Origin of the sequence: Paraburkholderia sp. GAS33, from assembly GCF_050436645.1 — a bacterium.
Taxonomy (GTDB): Bacteria; Pseudomonadota; Gammaproteobacteria; order Burkholderiales; family Burkholderiaceae; genus Paraburkholderia; species Paraburkholderia phenazinium_B.
The window spans coordinates 239,947-258,927 of record NZ_JBNDMP010000009.1 but is presented as its reverse complement, the minus strand read 5'-3'; the positions used below and the strand labels follow the sequence as shown (position 1 = coordinate 258,927).

Below are 18,981 nucleotides of genomic sequence, written 5' to 3'. Positions count from 1 at the left end.
GCGTCGTCCCGCGCCGAGGCGCCCCGTCCGATGCTCGCCAGCCTGACCGATTTCCAGCGTCGTAGCTTTCGCGAAGGCGTGCGAGATTACTCGCCCACGCTGATGGCAATCTTCTCCTGGGGGCTCGTCACGGGCATCGCGATGAGCAAATCGGCGCTCACGCTGCCGCAGTCGCTCACCATGTCGCTGCTCTGCTATGCCGGTTCCTCGCAACTGGCCGTGCTGCCGCTGCTCGCCGCCAAATTGCCGATCTGGACCGTGCTGCTGACTGCCGCCATGGTGAACACGCGTTTTGTGATTTTCAGCGCAGGACTCGCACCGCATTTCTCCTATCTGCCCATGTGGCGCCGGATCGTCCTCGGTTATTTCAACGGCGACGTCATCTATCTGCTGTTCCAGAAGAAAAGCTTTCAGACCGGTTACGTGCCGGGCAAGGAGCCGTACTACTGGGGCATGGCGAGCGCGAGCTGGTTGTCCTGGCAGGTCTCGTCGATCATCGGCATTCTGCTCGCCAGCCTGATTCCGGATAACTGGGGTCTCGCGCTCGCGGGCACGCTGGCGCTGATTCCCGTGATGGTGTCGGCCATCAACAGCCGTGCAACACTGGTTGCCGTGAGCGTGGCCGGCGTCGTGGCGCTGCTGGGCTTCGATCTGCCGTACCGGCTGGCCTTGCCGCTTGCGGTGATTGCGGCGATTGTCGCCGGCAGCGCGGCGGATCTGATGGTCGAGCGCGCCGACCTGCGCCGCATCCGCAACCGCGCCGGGGATTCCCCGGAGGGTTCGCCATGACCAGCACGCAAATCTGGATCGCCATCTTCGGCATGATGTTCGTCACGACATTGACGCGCGCGCTGTTCCTGATCGGCGGCGAGCGCACGGTTTTGCCGGAGCGCCTGCGGCGTATGTTGCGCTACGCGCCGGCGGCGGCGCTCGCTGCGGTTGTGCTTCCCGACGTGCTGGTCACTCCTGACGGACTGTCATTCGGGCTGTCGAACCACGAGTTTTACGCGACGCTCGCCGGGCTCGGCTGGTTCCTGTGGCGGCGCACGATGCTCGGCACGATTGTCGTCGGCATGCTGACTTTCACGATCCTCCGTCTTGTATTTCACTGACCTTGGTCTTGTTGTTGCGTTGCAGCATCCGGGCCTATCTCCCAAATACGGGACATTCGCTTCGGCACGGGGCATCGCGGGGTGGGGATCGGTTAAAATGGTCGACTCCCGGATCACCGCGCGACGCTGCGGCAGATGCCGCCAGTGCCTGTTCGCAGAGCCACCCCTGCGGGGCTCGTGAGCGGAGGCTGTTCGCGCGCTGTCCGTCTCCGCCTTCCAATCAACTCGCAATCCAACGCTCATGAACCAGGTACTGCGTCTCTCCGATCTGATCTCCGAAGGCAAGCTGTCCGGCAAACGCGTGTTTATCCGTGCCGATCTGAACGTTCCGCAGGACGATCAAGGCAACATCACCGAAGACACCCGCATCCGCGCCTCCGCGCCGGCCATCAAGGCCGCGCTCGACGCCGGCGCCGCCGTGATGGTGACTTCGCATCTGGGCCGTCCCACCGAGGGCGATTTCAAGCCGGAAGACTCGCTCGCGCCGGTCGCGAAGCGTCTGGCCGAATTGCTCGGCCGCGATGTGCCGGTGGTGGCGAACTGGGTCGAAAACGGCGTGAACGTCGCGCCGGGCCAGGTCGTGCTGCTGGAAAACTGCCGCGTCAACAAGGGCGAAAAGAAGGATTCCGACGAGCTCGCGCAAAAGATGGCGAAGCTCTGCGACATCTACGTCAACGACGCGTTCGGCACTGCGCACCGCGCCGAAGCGACTACGCACGGCATCGCGAAGTACGCGCCTGTGGCTTGCGCAGGTCCGCTGCTCGCGGCTGAACTCGAAGCACTCGGCAAGGCGCTCGGCGCGCCGAAGCGTCCGCTGGTGGCGATTGTCGCCGGCTCGAAGGTGTCCACCAAGCTGACCATTCTGAAGTCGCTGGCCGAGAAGGTCGATCAGTTGATCGTGGGCGGCGGCATCGCCAATACGTTCATGCTGGCCGCCGGCCTGAAGATCGGCAAATCGCTCGCCGAGGCGGATCTGGTGAACGAAGCCAAAGCCATCATCGACGCTGCGAAAGCACGCGGTGCCTCGGTGCCGATCCCGACTGACGTCGTCACGGCCAAGGAGTTCTCGCCGACCGCCAAGGCTGAAGTGAAGGCTGTAGCCGACGTGCAGGACGACGACCTGATTCTCGACATCGGACCGGAAACTGCCAAGGCGCTCGCCGCGCAACTGGAAAAAGCCGGCACGATTGTCTGGAACGGCCCGGTCGGCGTGTTCGAATTCGACCAGTTCGGCAACGGCACGAAGACTTTGGCCGATGCGATTGCCAAATCGCCGGCGTTCTCGATTGCCGGTGGCGGCGACACGCTCGCGGCCATCGCCAAGTACGGCATCCACGACAAGGTCAGTTATATCTCGACGGGCGGCGGCGCGTTCCTCGAATTCCTCGAGGGCAAGAAGCTGCCGGCGGTCGAAGTCCTGGAATCGCGGGCTTAATCAACGTGACGACACGTTCCCCATCGGCGAAAACTGCAAAGACGCGCGTGAAGTCGTCGGCCAGCAAGAACGCAGGCTCCGTGGCCTCCGCCAAGGTGAAGGCGGCAACGGAACCAGCAGCCACGCAGGGCGCGGGGGCCACGCAGTCAGTCGCAGCAGGGGAGCGTGCTCCAGCTTCCACCGCTACACCGCAGCACACTGTTTCCACAGTTTCACCCGCCGGTCATGCCGGCGGCGCAGTATCCGCCGTACCGCTGGCGTCCCGCACGCTGGTCTCGAACACCGCTTCATTCCACAAGAAAGCGACGCCGGTTTCAACCGGCGCGCAGCCCCAGGCAGCTTCCATCGGTGCGCAGCCTCCGCACCCAACTCGCAGCGCTCTTTCCAGCGATCCCATCCAGACGAGGAGACTCATGCATCGCGCCACCAAGATTGTCGCCACCATCGGCCCGGCTTCCAGTACGCCCGAAATCCTGTCGCAAATGATTAAGGCAGGGCTCGATGTGGTACGCCTCAACTTCTCGCACGGCACGGCCGACGACCACCGCCAGCGCGCCGAATACGTGCGCGAAGCGGCCCGTCAGGCGGGCCGCGAAGTTGCCATCATGGCCGACCTGCAAGGCCCGAAGATCCGGGTCGGCAGGTTCGAAAACGGCAAGACCACGCTCGTTCCCGGCAACGCTTTTGTCCTCGATTCCGAATGCGAACTCGGTAACGACGACCGCGTCGGCCTCGACTACAAAGACCTGCCGCGCGACCTGAAACCGGGCGACGTGCTGTTGCTCAACGACGGCCTGATCGTGCTCGACGTTGTACGCGTGCTCGGCAGCGAGATCCACACCACCGTGAAGATCGGCGGTGAACTGTCGAACAACAAGGGTATCAATCGCCAGGGCGGCGGCCTCACGGCGCCGGCGCTGACGGCCAAAGACATGGAAGACATCCGCACGGCGATGTCGCTCGGCGTGGATTACGTCGCGGTCTCGTTCCCGAAGAACGCTACCGACATGGAAATGGCCCGCCAGCTCGCGAACATCGCGGGCGCGCCCTACGGCATCAAGCCGAAGATGATCGCCAAGATCGAGCGCGCGGAAGCGATTCCGGCGCTGCAAGGCATCCTCGACGCTTCGGACGGCATCATGGTCGCGCGTGGCGACCTGGCTGTTGAAGTGGGTAATGCCGCGGTCCCGGCGCTGCAAAAGCGCATGATCCGCATGGCGCGCGAATCGAACAAGTTCGTGATCACCGCCACGCAGATGATGGAGTCGATGATCTACGCGCCGGTGCCGACCCGCGCCGAAGTATCGGACGTCGCCAATGCGGTACTTGACGGCACCGACGCGGTGATGCTCTCCGCCGAATCCGCCGCCGGCAAGTACCCGGTGCAGACCATCGAAACGATGGCCGCGATCTGCGTCGAAGCGGAGAAGTCGGAGCAGTCCGAGCTGGACAAGGATTTCCTCGACCGCACCTTCACCCGCATCGACCAGTCCATCGCCATGGGCGCGCTGTTCACGGCGTTTCACCTCGGCGCCAAGGCAATTGTCGCGTTGACGGAGTCGGGCTCGACCGCACTGTGGATGTCGCGTCACTGGACCCACGTGCCGATTTTCGCGCTCACGCCGCGAGTGGGCAGCGAGCGCGCCATGGCGATCTACCGCAACGTCACCTCGCTGCATCTCGACACCAGCAGCGATCGCGACACCGCGCTGCAGCAGGCGCTGGAGACGGTGGTAAGCAAGGGCTACGCATCGCGCGGCGACATGGTCGTACTGACCGTGGGTGAGCCGATGGGTCAGGCCGGCGGAACGAACACACTGAAGATCGTGCGGGTGGGCGAACCGTACTGATCGGCTTCAAACTGCTCGAATCGGCACGGCGAAGCAGTCGCAGTACCCGCTAGAGGCGGCGCGCAGGTTTTTGGGGCAAGCCCTTTGGGCGAGCCCCGAGCCTTGCAGCGCAAGGGTAGGCGATTTGCTTCGCGATAAAATTGGTAAAAATTAGATGCCGACGGCACAGGATTCGTTTCAACTTAGGAGTAGTGCATGCCTCTCGTATCAATGCGTCAACTGCTGGACCATGCCGCCGAAAACGGCTATGGACTGCCGGCATTCAACGTAAACAATCTGGAGCAGGTGCAGGCCATCATGGCGGCGGCGGATCAGATCAACGCCCCGGTGATCATGCAGGCCTCGGCTGGCGCGCGGAAGTATGCGGGCGAACCGTTCCTGCGCCATCTGATTGAAGCGGCCATCGAGTCGTATCCGCATATTCCGGTCGTGATGCACCAGGATCACGGGCAGTCGCCGGCAGTGTGCATGGCAGCAATTCGCAGCGGCTTTACCAGCGTGATGATGGACGGCTCGCTCGAAGCGGACGGCAAGACAGTCGCTTCGTATGAGTACAACGTGGATGTGTCGCGCAAGGTGGTGGAAGCGGCGCACTCGATTGGCGTGACGGTGGAAGCGGAGCTCGGCGTGCTCGGTTCGCTGGAAACCATGAAGGGCGACAAGGAAGACGGCCACGGCGCGGAAGGCACGATGACGCGCGAGCAACTGCTGACGGACCCGGAGCAGGCCGCCGACTTCGTCAAGCTCACGCAATGCGACGCGCTGGCAATTGCCATCGGCACATCGCACGGTGCGTACAAGTTCAGCAAGAAGCCCACGGGCGACATCCTGTCCATTCAACGCATCAAGGAAATTCACCGGCGTGTTCCGAACACCCATCTGGTGATGCATGGTTCGTCGTCGGTGCCGCAGGAATTGCTCGCGGAAATCCGCGAATTCGGTGGCGACATGAAGGAAACCTACGGCGTGCCGGTCGAAGAAATTCAGGAAGGTATCAAGCACGGCGTGCGCAAGGTTAATATCGATACTGACCTGCGTCTGGCAATCACCGGTGCGATCCGTCGCTACATGGCGGAGAATCCGGGCAAGTTCGACCCGCGCGATTACCTGAAGCCGGCGCGCGAAGCGGCGAAGAAGGTTTGCCTCGACCGTTTCGTCGCCTTTGGCGCCGAAGGGCAGGCTGGCAAGATCAAGCCGGTTTCGCTTGATAAAATTGCGGAGAAGTACAAGTCGGGCGGCCTCGCACAGGTCGTCCACTAAGCTGGCAGTACAGCATGGGCCTGGCCATCCGGCCAGGTTGCGGTCCGCCTCGCCGTTCCCGCATCATAGGGGGAACGGCGTTTCCCTTTTGTTCCGGTCTCATTTTTGCCTCACTTTTAGCGAACTACGACGATGTCTACCCTCTACGAATCCACGCTCCGCTCGCTGCCGCTGCTCGGCCGCGGCAAGGTCCGCGACAACTATGCGGTGGGCAACGACCAGTTGCTGATCGTGACCACTGACCGTCTGTCGGCGTTTGACGTCATCATGGGCGAGCCGATTCCGAACAAGGGTCGCGTGCTGAACCAGATGGCCAACTTCTGGTTCGACAAGCTCAAGCACATCGTGCCGAATCACCTCAGCGGCGTGGCGCCGGAGTCGGTGGTCGCGGCGGACGAAGCCGAACAGGTAAAGGGCCGCGCCGTGGTGGTGAAGCGCCTCGAGCCGATCCTCGTCGAAGCAGTGGTGCGCGGCTATCTGGCTGGCAGCGGCTGGAAGGACTACCAGGCCACGGGTGCGGTATGCGGCGTCGAACTGCCGCCGGGTCTGCAAAATGCGGAAAAGCTGCCTGAGCCGATCTTCACGCCGGCAGCCAAGGCCGAAATGGGCCACCACGACGAGAACATCACGTACAACGAGATGGAACGCCGCATCGGCACCGAACTGTCGGCCACGATCCGCGACATCTCGATCAAGCTATACAAGGAAGCGGCGGATTACGCGGCGACCCGCGGCATCATCATTGCCGACACGAAGTTCGAATTCGGTCTGGATAATCACGGCAAGCTGTATCTGATGGACGAAGCGCTGACCGCCGACTCGTCGCGCTTCTGGCCAGCGGACGAATACCAGGTGGGCACCAATCCGCCGTCGTTCGACAAGCAGTTCGTGCGCGACTGGCTGGAAACGCAGTCGTGGAAGAAAGAGCCGCCGGCGCCGAAGCTGCCGGACGAGGTCGTCGCGAAGACCGCCGCGAAATACCAGGAAGCGCTCGAGCGCCTGACCGGGCAGACGCTGGCTTAACGCCGGGCCTGCAGCCAAGGAAGATGAGGAAGTTTTACAGATGAGCCAAGTCCAGACTGCCCAGGCAGGACAAACTGCCCATACGCATGCTGCGCCGCTCGTCGGCGTGCTGATGGGGTCCAGTTCCGACTGGGAAATCATGAAGCACGCCGTTGCGATCCTGCAGGAATTCGGCGTACCGTACGAAGCGAAGGTCGTATCCGCGCACCGCATGCCCGACGAGATGTTCGAGTATGCAGAAAAGGCGCGCGAGCGCGGCCTGCGCGCAATCATTGCGGGTGCCGGCGGCGCCGCGCATCTGCCCGGCATGCTGGCCGCCAAGACGACGGTGCCGGTGCTTGGCGTGCCGGTGGCGAGCAAGTATCTGAAGGGCGTCGATTCGCTGCATTCGATCGTGCAGATGCCTAAGGGCGTGCCGGTTGCGACGTTTGCGATTGGCGAAGCAGGCGCGGCGAATGCTGCGTTGTTCGCGGTGGCGATTCTGAGCGTCACGTCGACCGAATACGCGAACGCGCTGGCCGCGTTCCGTGTGCGCCAGAACGAAGCCGCGCACGCGATGGTGTTGCCCGCGCTGTAAGCGCGGTTTGATGCGCCGAAGTTTGCCCGCGAAGTCCGCCTGTTAAGTTTGCACAATGAGCTGGCCCGATTGATTCGACTGATCCGATCGGCCTGATGTCCATTGCCTGACCCCCGGTGTGGCGCACATTCATGTGCGCCGGCCGTGACCGACCACTGAGATGAATCCAGACAACACACCGGTTTCACCGATCATGCCCGGCGCCTGGCTTGGCATGGTAGGTGGCGGCCAGCTCGGCCGCATGTTCTGCTTTGCCGCCCAGGCCATGGGCTATCGCGTCGCGGTGCTCGATCCGGACGAAGCCAGTCCTGCGGGCGCCGTGGCGGACCGCCATCTGCGTGCCGCATACGACGACGAAGCCTCGCTCACCGAACTCGCGCGCCTGTGCGCAGCGGTTTCGACGGAGTTCGAGAACGTGCCTTCCACGAGCCTCGATTTTCTCGCGCGCACTACGTTTGTCAGCCCGGCTGGCCGATGTGTAGCGGTCGCGCAGGACCGTATCGCCGAGAAGCGTTTTATTGCCGAATCGGGCGTTGCTGTGGCGCCGCACGTGGTGATCGAATCGTCGCAGGCGCTGGCCGCGCTCAAGGACGCCGCGCTCGATGCGGTGCTGCCCGGCATTCTGAAAACTGCCCGCCTCGGCTATGACGGCAAGGGGCAGGTGAGTGTGCGCAACGCCGAGGAAGTGCGCGAGGCGCATGCGTCGCTCGGCGGCGTACCGTGTGTGCTGGAGAAGCGCCTGCCGTTGAAATTCGAAGTGTCGGCGCTGATTGCGCGCGGCGCCCAGGGCACCTCGGTGGTTTATCCGCTCGCACAGAACACCCACCGCGACGGCGTGCTGTCGCACACTGTCGTGCCCGCGCCGGATGCCAGTTCGGCGCTCGTCAGCCAGGCACAACAGGCCGCGCTGCAGATTGCCGACAGGCTTGGATATATCGGCGTGCTGTGTGTCGAATTCTTCATTCTGGAAGACGGCTCGATGGTGGCCAACGAAATGGCGCCGCGTCCGCACAATTCCGGCCATTACACCGTCGATGCCTGCGCGACCAGCCAGTTCGAACAGCAGGTGCGCGCCATGACCGGCATGCCGCTCGGCGACACGCGCCAGCACTCGCCGGCGGTGATGCTGAATATCCTCGGCGATATCTGGTTTCCGGACGGCGGCAAGCGTGCTGCCGTCACGCCGCCGTGGCACGAAGTGGCTGCGATGCCGGCTGCGCGTCTGCATCTGTACGGCAAGGAGGAGGCACGTCCTGGCCGCAAGATGGGTCACGTGAACTTCACCGCCGCGACGCTCGACGAAGCCCGCACAGCGGCGCGCGATTGCGCGCGGCTGCTGCACATCCTGAAGGGCTGACGCGCTCGGATCATGCCGGATCAAGATAAACCTGCTGAGGGTGCTGCCAAGGCTGCTGCTGGCAGGACTGGCGAGGCGGCGAAAGCCGCTGAAGCGGCAAGTGCTGCGGGCGCTGTCGAAGGCGCTGAAGCTGTTCAGCCAGCTGGCGGTACCCCGACTGGCCCGGTTGTGAGTCCCGCGGAAATCACACACGCTGCGGCGCTGCTTGACGCGGGCGAGCTCGTCGCGTTTCCCACTGAGACCGTCTATGGCCTCGGCGGCGATGCCCAGAGTTCTGATGCCGTTGCGCGCATCTACGCGGCGAAAGGGCGGCCGGCGAATCATCCGGTGATCGTGCATCTCGCGCCGCATGGTGACCCGGGATATTGGGTCGAGCAACTGCCGCCGGAAGCGCTGCGCCTCATCGACGCTTTCTGGCCCGGCCCACTCACCCTGATTCTCAAGCGCGCCGCGCACATCCCCGCTGCCGTGAGCGGCGGACAGGACTCGGTGGGTTTGCGTTGTCCCTCGCATCCGGTGGCCCAGGCGCTTCTCGAAGCGTTCAGCGCGCTACGTGGCGGTCACGGCGGCGTGGCTGCGCCGTCGGCTAACCGCTTCGGTCATGTGAGCCCGACTACCGCGCAGCACGTGCGCGACGAGTTTGGCGGCAACATCCATGTGCTAGATGGAGGCTCGTCGGATGTCGGCATCGAGTCGACCATTCTCGATTTGTCGCGTGGGTTCCCCGCACTGCTGCGCCCGGGACGCGTGACGCCGCACGATATCGCCGAAGTGCTCGGCGAAGCGCCGCGTCTGCCCGATGGCTCGGATGCGACGGCGCCGCGTGCCTCGGGCACGCTCAAGGCGCACTACGCACCGCGCACGCCGCTTGCGCTGCTGCCGTTCGAAGCGCTGGAACCTCTGCTGGCCGCACGTGAGGCGAACGAACGCGTGGCGCTCGTGGCTCGCGTGTCGCGCGCCAACCGCTGGGCCGAGGCTGAAGGCGTTCACTTCATCGCGGCGCCCGAGGATCCCCACGTGTACGCGCGTGAACTCTACGGCTTGCTGCGTGCACTCGATCGCGCGAACGTCACACGCATCCTGATCGAAAAGCTCCCCGATACGATCGAATGGATCGCGGTGAACGACCGGCTCGGCCGAGCCGCTGCGGCGTTCGAAGCGCAGGGATAAGCGATACAACAGGAGTAGGAACTGGGAGTCGTACCGCCCAGAAGTCTCCGCAGTGAAGCTGCGGTCAGATGCCAGATGCTGGCATACTCATGCCAAGAATTGGTATTGACCACACCAAGGGAGACGCATGAGCATCGCCGATTTCATGTTCACGCCGCGCGAGCAGCGAGTACTGTCGTTGGTCCTTTCGGCCCCCGAGCGGACCTTTAATCTCGCGGAACTGATGTCCCGTTCAGGCGCCGGCAGCGGCGCCGGTCAACATACGGTGCGCCGTCTCTGGGAGGCGGGCGTGCTGCGCGAATCGCGACTGGGCAACCAGCGTCTGTTCCAGGCGAACACGGAGTTTCCGCTTTACCCGGAGTTGCGCAGCATCTGCGCGAAGTCGTTCGGTCTGGCCGGCATGCTGCGTGAGGCCCTGGCGCCGCTCACGGAGGAGATCGACGAAGCCTTCGTGTTCGGAGCGGTCGCGCGGGGGACGGATACGGCGGGGAGCGTTATCGATCTGATGGTGGTCGGGCGAGTGAGTCTGGACGATCTGCTCGATCATCTAGCGCCGCTCGATGCGCAACTCGGGCGTTCGGTGCATGCCAACCTGCACCATCCGGCCGAATGGGCGGTACTGTCGCGGGATGATACGGTGGTTCGCGCAATCCTCGATTCGCCCACCATCCGGATCGTTCCGGACGACACGCCACGACTGGCTGGATGAGCGCCGGCAACGCCACGAAGCCACGGCGTTTCGCTTTCAGGCCACGCGCCAGGATCCAGACGCGCTCAAAGAATAAAAAGGCCCGGCTTAACCCAGCCGGGCCTTCCATCACCAAACAGGTAAAACGGCAGGATCAGATCACCTCGATCCACCGTCACCCGTCCTGCCTTACTTACCCAATCCCGTTGCCGCAATCTGCTGCTCGACGAACTGCGCGAACAGTGCGTGCGAGTGCGTGCTCGGGTGGACCGTATCGGCGAAGACATAAGTCTGGTCGGCCCCCGCTACCGTGTAGGTCGCCGGCGAGCAGAACAGCGACGAGGCGAACTGCGAGCCATACTCGGCCGGAGTCAGACCGTTCAGGACAGCCGGATTCGCCGTGGCGTACTTGGTGGCGTTGGCCGCCATCGCCGTCAGGTTACACGCCGTGCCGGTATTGGTCGTGGTGAAGCCCAGCGACTGGGCGTTCGGCAGCAGGACGGTATCGAGCCACGTGAACGCATCGGCGACGATGACCGTGTGCGCGGCGATCTGCGTCGCGAGCGCCTGCTCGACGATGCCGTTAAAGGCGGCGCTGATGCCGGTCAGCAACGCGGCCGAGCCCGCTGCCTGAGCGTTTGCTGCGACGCCGAGAGGCGTCTGGCCGATGTCGGGCACGGTCATCAGCACGACGTGTGTCGCGCCGTTAGCGATGATGGTCTGGATCTGCGTCGCGAGGGCGACTGCGGCCGCTGCGACCTGGGTGCTGTTCGTCTGCAGGTAGCTGGCGATGAACTCCACCTGACCCGCCTGCGTGTTCGGCAGCAGGCCGGCCGCGACGGCAGCTGGGTACTGCGTCTGCAGCGCGGTGCCGAGCGCCGTCAGATTGGCCGTGGTCGCGAACTGGAAGATGTCGTTCGCGCCGCCGTCCACCAGCACGAGCTGGTTCGAATTGAAGCTCGTATGTGCGCTCAGGTATTGCGACACCTGAGTCGTGACCGGCACGGTCGTCGCGGCCAGGTTGTCCGGCGCCCAGCCTTCGCCTTCGGCGATGACGACGTCCGACCCGCCCTGCGCATAGCCATAGCCGCCGGCTGCCACCAGCGGCTGGCCGAAGCCGCCCAGGTAAGCTGCGGTCAGCGTGCCGCCATAGTATTGGGCGATCAGTTGCGTCCACACCTGACCCGGATTGGTCGTGAAGCGGCCGCCGCCAAAGTCTGCTGCGATGACCGGCGCGTACGTGCCCACGTCCGACAGGCTGTCGCCGAACGACACGACCTGCAATTTGACGCCGCCTGCCGGTGTGCTGCTGCTCGGGCTGCTGCTACTGCCGCCGCCGCAGGCTGCCAGCATGACGAAGGCTGCGCTGGCGATCGCGACTTGCGACAGGCGCAACAGACCGCGATGTTTGGTTCCCTGTTGTTTCATGTTGATTTCATCTCCTCGTATGTGTGTGGCCTTTTTTGCCATGTGATGCAGGCGGCGCCCACCGCGTCGGCGGCGTGGCGACAGCTTACAGAATCTTTCCCGGTCTGCGTGGCGTTTGAAACGCCGCCGGGTTGTTTGTCGATGCATTAACGCGTTCGTCCGGATGGCGCCCAGCGGTCTGCGAGTCGCGCGACGCGTGATACGCGGCGGCCCACGCGGGCGGCGCGAACAGCGCGCTCAGCTTGTTGCGCCAGCCCTGCACCTGCAGGAAATCGGCACCCATCGACGCCCATTCGTGGAACGTCGCCTTTAGCGGGTTATAGGTGTGAAGTGGCTCGACGATGCCGTAGACCGGCGCATCGTGCGCATCTTCTTCCACATAGCTGCCGAACAGCCGGTCCCAGATGACGAGCACGCCGGCGTAATTGCGATCGATGTAGCGGTCGTTGCGCGCGTGGTGTACGCGATGAATCGACGGCGTGTTCAACACGTATTCGAGCCAGCCGAGTTTGCCGATCGCCTGGGTGTGCACGAAAAACTGAAAGCCGAGATTGATCAGGACGATGGCGACGATCTGCTTCGGCGGAAAGCCCAGTACTGCGAGCGGAATCCAGAACACCCACATGCCGGCGATGGGGTACATCAGGCTCTGGCGGAAGGCAGTGGAAAAATTCATTCGCTCCGACGAGTGATGCACGACATGTGCGGCCCACAGCCAGCGCACCCGGTGGCTGCAGCGGTGAAACACGTAGTAGAGCAGATCCTGCGCGACGAACAGGACGACGAACGATAGCCATCCCGCGCGCCATGTGTAGACGCGAAAGTGGTCGAAGCAATACGCATAAATGGGGATGATCGCGAGCCACGCGAGCTTGTCGGCGGCCTGCTGCAGCAACGCCAGTGCGGCGTTGCAAAGCGTGTCGCGCCAGCTATAGAGGCGTGCTGCGGGGCGCGTGCGATGCAGGTGCCACGCCTCCCAGCCGATGCATGCAAGGAAGACGGGCGCCATGGCGAGCAGCAGCAATTCGGCATCGAATTGCATGGGCGTCTTCCTCCTGGGTCCCTGGCCGCTGCGAATGCCGCAGCAGGCGTTGTCGTTATCGTCTGATTCCGCAACGCCGTTCTGGGTGGCGCGCGGTTGGCGCGCGCCTGTCTGGATGTCACGCGCGCTTCAAACACTGCCCGCAAGCGTACACGCTCTGGGGCCTGCCGCGCATGGCTTCGCTAGAAGGAATCCTCAATGCTGGTTGCCCTTGTGCGGGTTTTTCCTGGGCTTGCTGCGCGGTTCTTCCGCGACTTCCTGCATCGGTTGCGACGGTCCCTGGTACACCCATTCAAGCAGCGCATCGTGCGCGGCCCGCGCAGCTTCCGAGTGCGGGTCGTTGATGATGCTGACGACGATATAACTGACGCCGTCGGCGGAGGCCACGTAGCCCGCGATGGCGCGCACGTCGCGCAACGTGCCGGTCTTGATGTGCGCGTTGCCGCCGACCGGTTGCGAGGTGAGGCGGTTGCGCATCGTGCCGTCGACGCCGGCCACCGGCAGCGAATCGACGAACACCTGGGCGACCGGGCTCGCGTTGGCCGCCTGCAACAGATCCGCCAGCGAGAGCGCCGTAATGTGCTCGTCGCGCGACAGGCCCGAGCCGTTGTCGAGCGAGAGGTACTCCATGTCGAGGCCGTTTTTCTGCAGGAACGCTTCGATTGCACGCGCGGATTTTTCCGGCGTCGCCGGCGGTTTGCTGGTGACCGCGCCGATCGTCAGGAACAGATTGCGCGCCATCGTGTTGTTGCTGAACTTGTTGATGTCGTGAACGATGTCGGACAGCATCGGCCCCTCGTGAGTGGCGATCAGGCGTGCTTCGACCGGTACAGGGCCTTCGCGCGTCGCGCCGGTGAAGGTGCCGCCGTTCTGTTCCCATAGCGCGAGGAAACCGCCGGCGAAGAACGCCGAGTGGTCGAGCATCGCCACGTTCAGTGTGCGTGGGCCGCAGCGCACGGGGTATTCGCCGACGAACGATGCGCTCACCGTGCCGTTCGGCTGCGGCGTCACCTCGGGCGTGGGCAGTTCGCCGCGGCACGGGCCGCCGGTGGCGTGCAGCTGGTTGTCGATCTGCAGCTGCGCGAGCGCGGGTATGACGTCGATGGCCACGCTACCGTCAGGCGACGGTGTCAGCGTGAACGACAGCGACTTGAAAGCGTACAGCAGAGGATCGGGGCCGACGTTGTACGGAGCCGTGACATCGTCGTCGAACGGTGGCAGGTCGCGCGTCGAAGCGTCGAAAAAACGCTTGTCGAGCACCAGCGCGCCGTCGATCCCGTTGATGCCGGCCTTACGGATTTTCTGCACGAGGTCGATCAGTTCTTCCGGCACGAGCTTCGGGTCGCCGGTGCCCTGGATGTAGAGATTGCCGTGCAGGATGCCGTTGGCGTCGAGCGTGCCGTCTGCGTAGGCGCTGGTGCGCCAGCGGTAGTCGGGGCCCAGGATCGACAGGCCGGAGTAGGTCGTGACGAGCTTCATCGTCGAGGCGGGCATCATCGGCTTGCCCGCGTTGAGCGCGACGATGGGGGTGCGATCGCCGACTTTCTCGACCACCACGCTGATATTGGACAACGGCACGTGGGCGCGTGCGAGGTCAGTCATGACGACGGGCGGCAGCACCGTACTGACGCTGACAGTAGGGTGCTTGGCCTTGATGCGGGCTTGCGCCGGCGCGGCGCAGGCAAGCGCCGCACACGCCATCAGCAGGGCGACGGCGCCCATTAGGGCACGCCGCGCCGGGTTGCGCCGTGCTGCCCGCCTTGGGGCGACACCTTGCGCGGTAACGGTACCGTACGGGATCGCGTCAGAGGATGTGGACGGTGCAGCAGTAACGAATGAGACCAACGAAGCAGCGCGCGGCGCGAGGCGGCGGACGAGAAAAGACAGGAAGGCGTGCGTCATGAACGGGCGAAAAACCAAAGAGTCACGTGCTGAAGCACGGCGCTCGGCGCGCTGTACTCATGTAGGGCATACAAGGGGTGTAACGGCCGCGCGCAGCAAAACTTCATCGTCATGCGCGCGTTTGTTTTACCTTGTGCGAGTCGCCATGTGGCCCCTTGTTTTCAGGGCCCGATGGCGCGCTGCGCAAAAGCGCTCATTGTAGAGACATGCCGCGCTGGTGAGGTGAAATTGCGCCATACCTGCAGCAATCCGCGGGGGCGAGGCGCACGAGGCCGGGACGGGCGCTAGAATGCGGCATCATGAGTGTTTCGGAATCGTAGAGTCATGCGCATATTGCTAGTCGAAGACGACCGGATGATTGCCGAGGGCGTGCGCAAAGCGTTACGTGGCGAAGGCTTTGCTGTCGACTGGGTGGAAGACGGCGAGGCGGCGCTCAGCGCGGCCGGCGGTGAACCTTACGATCTGGTGCTGCTCGATCTCGGGCTGCCCAAGCGCGACGGCCTCGACGTGCTGCGTGCATTGCGCGCACGCGGTCATACGCTGCCGGTGCTGATCGTGACGGCGCGTGACGCCGTGGCCGATCGCGTCAAAGGACTCGACGCGGGTGCCGACGATTACCTCGTCAAACCTTTCGATCTCGACGAACTCGGCGCCCGCATGCGCGCGCTGATTCGGCGTCAGTCGGGCCGCAGCGATTCGACCATCCGCCACGGCACGCTCACGCTCGATCCCGCTTCGCACCAGGTGACGCTGGCCGGCACGCCGGTTGCGCTGTCCGCGCGCGAATTTGCGCTGCTCGAAGCGCTGATTGCGCGGCCCGGCGCGGTGCTCTCGAAGAGCCAGCTCGAAGAAAAAATGTATGGCTGGGGTGAGGAAATCGGCAGCAATACCGTCGAGGTGTACATCCACGCGCTGCGCAAGAAGCTCGGCGCCGACCTGATCCGCAACGTGCGAGGCCTCGGCTACATGATCGCGAAGGACGCCTGAGCCGATGCGTTCCATTCGTCGTCAATTGCTGTTCTGGCTGCTTGCCATCGTGTTGCTCGGCGTCGGCATCGCCGGCTGGCTGATCTACCGTCAGGCGCTCGCCGAAGCCAACGAACTGTTCGATTACCAGTTGCAGGAGATTGCCGAAGCGCTGCCGTCCGAGCCCTTCTCGCAGGTGCTCGGCTCGCGCGATACCGGCGACGAAGGCATCGTGCTGCAGATCTGGAATCGCAACGGGGCGTTGATGTACTACTCGCGGCCGCGCGCGCCGCTCGCGCCGCGCGCCGAACTCGGCTTTTCAACCGAGCGCACCGACCGCGGCGACTGGCGCGTGTACGGCGCGATCGTCGGCGATAACGTCGTGCAACTGGCCCAGCCGGTGTCGGTGCGCAACCGCCTTGCTGCGAACGTGGCGTTACGCACGCTATGGCCGTTGATCGTACTGCTGCCGTTGCTGGGGTTGGCGGTGTGGATGGTGGTCGGGCGCGGACTCAGGCCGCTGCGCCGGGTAACCGGGGCGCTCGATACACGCCATCCGGAAGCGCTCGATCCGCTGCCCGACAGCCGCCTGCCGCTCGAAGTGCAGCCGCTGGTGCGCGCGCTCAATGGCCTGCTGCAGCGTCTCGCCACAGCGCTCGACACACAGAAGGCGTTCGTTGCCGATGCCGCGCACGAACTGCGCACACCGCTCGCCGCGGTGCAGATCCAGACACAACTCGTTGCGCGTGCGACCGACGACGCCACGCGCAGTGAAGCGCTCGCCGATCTGCAGGCAGGCGTCACGCGAGCGACGCGTCTCGCCGAACAGTTGCTGGCGTTGGCGCGTTCGGAACCGGACGGGCACACCCAGACCCAGGCGATCGATCTGCACGCGTTGCTCGAAGACTGCGTGATGGCCTACGCGCCGCTCGCGCAGCAACGTGGTGTCGATCTCGGCATTGAGTCGAGCGAGGCTGCTAGCGTGACTGGCAATGCGGACGCGCTGCGGGTGATGTTCAATAACCTGGTGGACAACGCAACCAAATACACACCGCGCGGCGGCCGGGTGGATGTGAGCCTGACCGTCGAGGCGGGGCATCCGGTCGTGCGCATTGGCGACAGCGGACCGGGCATTCCGCCCGCCGAGCGCGAGCGTGTGTTCGACCGCTTCTATCGTGCCGGGGCGAGCGCCGATCGCGCCCGCACGGATGTCTCCGGTAGTGGACTGGGGCTGGCGATCGTGCGGCGTATCGCGCTTCAGCATGACGCGAGCGTGACACTGGGCGAAGCACCGGCCGGTGGCCTCGAAGTGAGCGTGCGGTTCTGACGGGGAAAGTGCGTCGCGTGGTCGAAAGCAGGCCGTTTTGCCGAAGTTCCCCTGCTTAAGACTCTTTTAAGCGATAGCACGTACGCTTCATCCCATCCCCAAAGCCTTCCTCCCTGTCAGGAGCTCACGATGAATGCGAAAACCCTGTCCCGCAGTGCTGTTGCCGTGGCCGTTGTCGTCGCGCTGTCCGCCGGTTATGTGGCTGGCCACCGCGATCTGCCCGCGCCGCAGGTTATCGCGCCGGCGCAGGCCGCCGCGATGATGCCTGCCGAAGCTGCGGCAAAGACCGGCATCCCCGATTTCTCAGGCCTCGTCGAGACCTATGGTCCCGCTGTCGTCAACATCAGCGCGAAGCATGTCGTCAAGCAGACCGCTCTGCGCAGCGGCGGCGACAATGGCGAAAACGGCGGCAACGCCCAGCAGCTGCCGATTGATCCGAGCGACCCGTTCTACCAGTTCTATAAACACTTCTTCGGCGGCATGCCCGGCATGCAAGGTGGCGACGGCGGCGGCGATCAAGGCGACCAGCCGAGTGCGAGTCTCGGTTCAGGCTTTATCGTCAGCAGCGACGGCTACATCCTGACCAATGCGCACGTGGTCGATGGCGCAAACGTCGTGACCGTGAAGCTGACCGACAAGCGCGAGTTCCGCGCCAAGGTGGTGGGTGCCGACAAGCAATCCGACGTGGCCGTGCTGAAGATCGATGCGAGCAATCTGCCGATCGTGAAGATCGGCGACCCGAGCCAGAGCAAGGTCGGCCAGTGGGTGGTGGCAATCGGCTCGCCCTATGGTTTCGACAACACGGTGACCTCGGGCATCATCAGCGCGAAGTCGCGCTCGCTGCCGAACGAAAACTACACTCCGTTCATCCAGACCGACGTGCCGGTGAACCCCGGCAACTCGGGTGGTCCGCTGTTCAACCTGCAAGGCGAGGTCATCGGTATCAATTCGATGATCTACTCGCAAACGGGCGGCTTCCAGGGGCTGTCATTCGCGATTCCGATCAACGAAGCGATCAAGGTCAAGGACGATCTCGTCAAGACGGGTCACGTAAGCCGTGGGCGCCTCGGTGTTGCCGTGCAAGGCATGAACCAGACGCTGGCCAACTCGTTCGGCTTGACCAAGCCGAACGGCGCGCTCGTGAGCTCGGTGGACCCGGGCGGCCCGGCGGCCAAAGCCGGCCTGCAACCCGGCGACGTGATCACCGCGGTGAACGGTTCGCCGGTGGCGGATTCGACCGATCTGCCTTCGCAGGTCGCGAGCCTCGCACCTGGCAGTTCGGCGACCATCACCGTGTGGCGCGACAAGTCGAGCAAGGACATTAAGGTGACGCTCGGCTCGATGTCGGATACCAAGGTCGCGAAGAACGACAATGCGCCTGAGCAGGTTCAGGGGCGTCTCGGGGTCGCGGTGCGGCCGCTTACGCCGGACGAAAAGAGTAACGCTTCGGTGTCGCACGGCTTGCTGGTGCAGCAGTCGGGCGGCGCGGCCGAGAACGCCGGGATCCAGCCGGGCGACGTGATTCTGGCGGTGAACGGCCGTCCGGTGACGAGCGTCGACCAGTTGAAGCAGATGATCTCGCAGGCGGGCAACAGCATCGCTCTTCTGATCCAGCGTGACAACGCGCAGATTTTTGTGCCGGTGGACCTCGGTTGACGTAAAACTTGCCGGTCCGTTTGCATAAAATGCCCACGGACCGGCGCCTTGTACGGGCAGGGCGCTCGCCTTTTGCCGCGACGGTAGTCTCAACGCGGGCCAGCAGGTTGGATGTTGTTGGGAAAGGTGGTCTGGGACTCAGGCGGGCACGGCAGTTGCAGTTGTCTGTCGGGGGTAGACCCACCAGG

Annotated in this window: 17 protein-coding genes; 13 read left to right on the top strand and 4 right to left on the bottom strand. The window is 64.1% G+C overall.

Features of this window, described 5'->3' with window-relative positions; all coding sequences use genetic code 11:
- The first annotated feature begins 30 nt into the window (after positions 1 to 30).
- From P3T24_RS26190 to P3T24_RS26180, 3 genes are all read left to right on the top strand, one after another.
- The gene (locus P3T24_RS26190; protein ID WP_429439236.1) at positions 31 to 789 is read left to right on the top strand and encodes an AzlC family ABC transporter permease; all 759 of its coding nucleotides are present in this window, start codon (positions 31 to 33) and stop codon (positions 787 to 789) included.
- Complete coding sequence (locus tag P3T24_RS26185) at positions 786 to 1,112, top strand: AzlD domain-containing protein (RefSeq protein WP_074263452.1); 327 nt, start codon at positions 786 to 788, stop codon at positions 1,110 to 1,112. Before P3T24_RS26190 ends, P3T24_RS26185 begins: the two co-directional genes overlap by 4 nt.
- A 241-nt stretch (positions 1,113 to 1,353) precedes the next feature.
- Positions 1,354 to 2,547 (top strand): phosphoglycerate kinase, encoded by a 1,194-nt coding sequence (locus P3T24_RS26180; RefSeq protein WP_429409330.1) that lies wholly within the window; start codon positions 1,354 to 1,356, stop codon positions 2,545 to 2,547.
- 223 nt (positions 2,548 to 2,770) lie between these two features.
- Here the strand turns inward: P3T24_RS26180 and P3T24_RS26175 are convergent, their stop codons facing one another.
- Positions 2,771 to 2,962: a hypothetical protein gene (locus P3T24_RS26175; protein ID WP_143787464.1), complete on the bottom strand. Its 192-nt coding sequence runs from the start codon at positions 2,960 to 2,962 to the stop codon at positions 2,771 to 2,773.
- Between P3T24_RS26175 and pyk the strand changes: the two genes are divergently transcribed.
- The 7 genes from pyk to P3T24_RS26140 all read left to right on the top strand — a co-directional run bounded on the left by pyk (position 2,961) and on the right by P3T24_RS26140 (position 10,493).
- Complete coding sequence (pyk, locus tag P3T24_RS26170) at positions 2,961 to 4,397, top strand: pyruvate kinase (protein ID WP_074263454.1); 1,437 nt, start codon at positions 2,961 to 2,963, stop codon at positions 4,395 to 4,397. The genes P3T24_RS26175 and pyk overlap by 2 nt on opposite strands.
- 195 nt (positions 4,398 to 4,592) lie before the next feature.
- Complete coding sequence (gene fba, locus P3T24_RS26165; protein ID WP_074263455.1) at positions 4,593 to 5,657, top strand: class II fructose-bisphosphate aldolase; 1,065 nt, start codon at positions 4,593 to 4,595, stop codon at positions 5,655 to 5,657.
- 132 nt (positions 5,658 to 5,789) lie between these two features.
- Positions 5,790 to 6,680: a phosphoribosylaminoimidazolesuccinocarboxamide synthase gene (locus tag P3T24_RS26160; RefSeq protein WP_074263456.1), complete on the top strand. Its 891-nt coding sequence runs from the start codon at positions 5,790 to 5,792 to the stop codon at positions 6,678 to 6,680.
- Between the two features lie 40 nt (positions 6,681 to 6,720).
- Positions 6,721 to 7,257, top strand: coding sequence for a 5-(carboxyamino)imidazole ribonucleotide mutase (purE, locus tag P3T24_RS26155; protein WP_429439232.1), 537 nt, complete (start codon positions 6,721 to 6,723; stop codon positions 7,255 to 7,257).
- 160 nt (positions 7,258 to 7,417) lie between these two features.
- Positions 7,418 to 8,614 (top strand): 5-(carboxyamino)imidazole ribonucleotide synthase, encoded by a 1,197-nt coding sequence (locus tag P3T24_RS26150; protein ID WP_429439229.1) that lies wholly within the window; start codon positions 7,418 to 7,420, stop codon positions 8,612 to 8,614.
- Between the two features lie 12 nt (positions 8,615 to 8,626).
- Positions 8,627 to 9,784: an L-threonylcarbamoyladenylate synthase gene (locus P3T24_RS26145; protein ID WP_429439227.1), complete on the top strand. Its 1,158-nt coding sequence runs from the start codon at positions 8,627 to 8,629 to the stop codon at positions 9,782 to 9,784.
- A 127-nt stretch (positions 9,785 to 9,911) separates the two neighbouring features.
- The gene (locus P3T24_RS26140) at positions 9,912 to 10,493 is read left to right on the top strand and encodes a nucleotidyltransferase domain-containing protein (RefSeq protein WP_074263459.1); all 582 of its coding nucleotides are present in this window, start codon (positions 9,912 to 9,914) and stop codon (positions 10,491 to 10,493) included.
- 168 nt (positions 10,494 to 10,661) lie between these two features.
- Here P3T24_RS26140 and P3T24_RS26135 read toward each other — a convergent pair whose 3' ends face one another.
- The 3 genes from P3T24_RS26135 to dacB all read right to left on the bottom strand — a co-directional run bounded on the left by P3T24_RS26135 (position 10,662) and on the right by dacB (position 14,844).
- The gene (locus P3T24_RS26135) at positions 10,662 to 11,900 is read right to left on the bottom strand and encodes an SGNH/GDSL hydrolase family protein (RefSeq protein ID WP_429439224.1); all 1,239 of its coding nucleotides are present in this window, start codon (positions 11,898 to 11,900) and stop codon (positions 10,662 to 10,664) included.
- Between the two features lie 85 nt (positions 11,901 to 11,985).
- Positions 11,986 to 12,942, bottom strand: coding sequence for a sterol desaturase family protein (locus P3T24_RS26130; RefSeq protein WP_429439222.1), 957 nt, complete (start codon positions 12,940 to 12,942; stop codon positions 11,986 to 11,988).
- 195 nt (positions 12,943 to 13,137) lie between these two features.
- Positions 13,138 to 14,844 carry a D-alanyl-D-alanine carboxypeptidase/D-alanyl-D-alanine endopeptidase gene (gene dacB / locus P3T24_RS26125; RefSeq protein ID WP_429439219.1) on the bottom strand — a complete coding sequence of 569 codons (1,707 nt, stop codon included), beginning with the start codon at positions 14,842 to 14,844 and terminating at the stop codon, positions 13,138 to 13,140.
- Positions 14,845 to 15,168: 324 nt separating this feature from the next.
- On the opposite strand from dacB, the gene P3T24_RS26120 reads away from it, so the two are divergent.
- The 3 genes from P3T24_RS26120 (at position 15,169) to P3T24_RS26110 (ending at position 18,793) form a co-directional block, all read left to right on the top strand.
- Complete coding sequence (locus tag P3T24_RS26120; RefSeq protein WP_074263462.1) at positions 15,169 to 15,831, top strand: response regulator; 663 nt, start codon at positions 15,169 to 15,171, stop codon at positions 15,829 to 15,831.
- Between the two features lie 4 nt (positions 15,832 to 15,835).
- Complete coding sequence (locus tag P3T24_RS26115; protein ID WP_429439216.1) at positions 15,836 to 17,137, top strand: ATP-binding protein; 1,302 nt, start codon at positions 15,836 to 15,838, stop codon at positions 17,135 to 17,137.
- Positions 17,138 to 17,266: 129 nt separating this feature from the next.
- The gene (locus tag P3T24_RS26110) at positions 17,267 to 18,793 is read left to right on the top strand and encodes a DegQ family serine endoprotease (RefSeq protein WP_429439213.1); all 1,527 of its coding nucleotides are present in this window, start codon (positions 17,267 to 17,269) and stop codon (positions 18,791 to 18,793) included.
- Positions 18,794 to 18,981 lie beyond the last annotated feature (188 nt).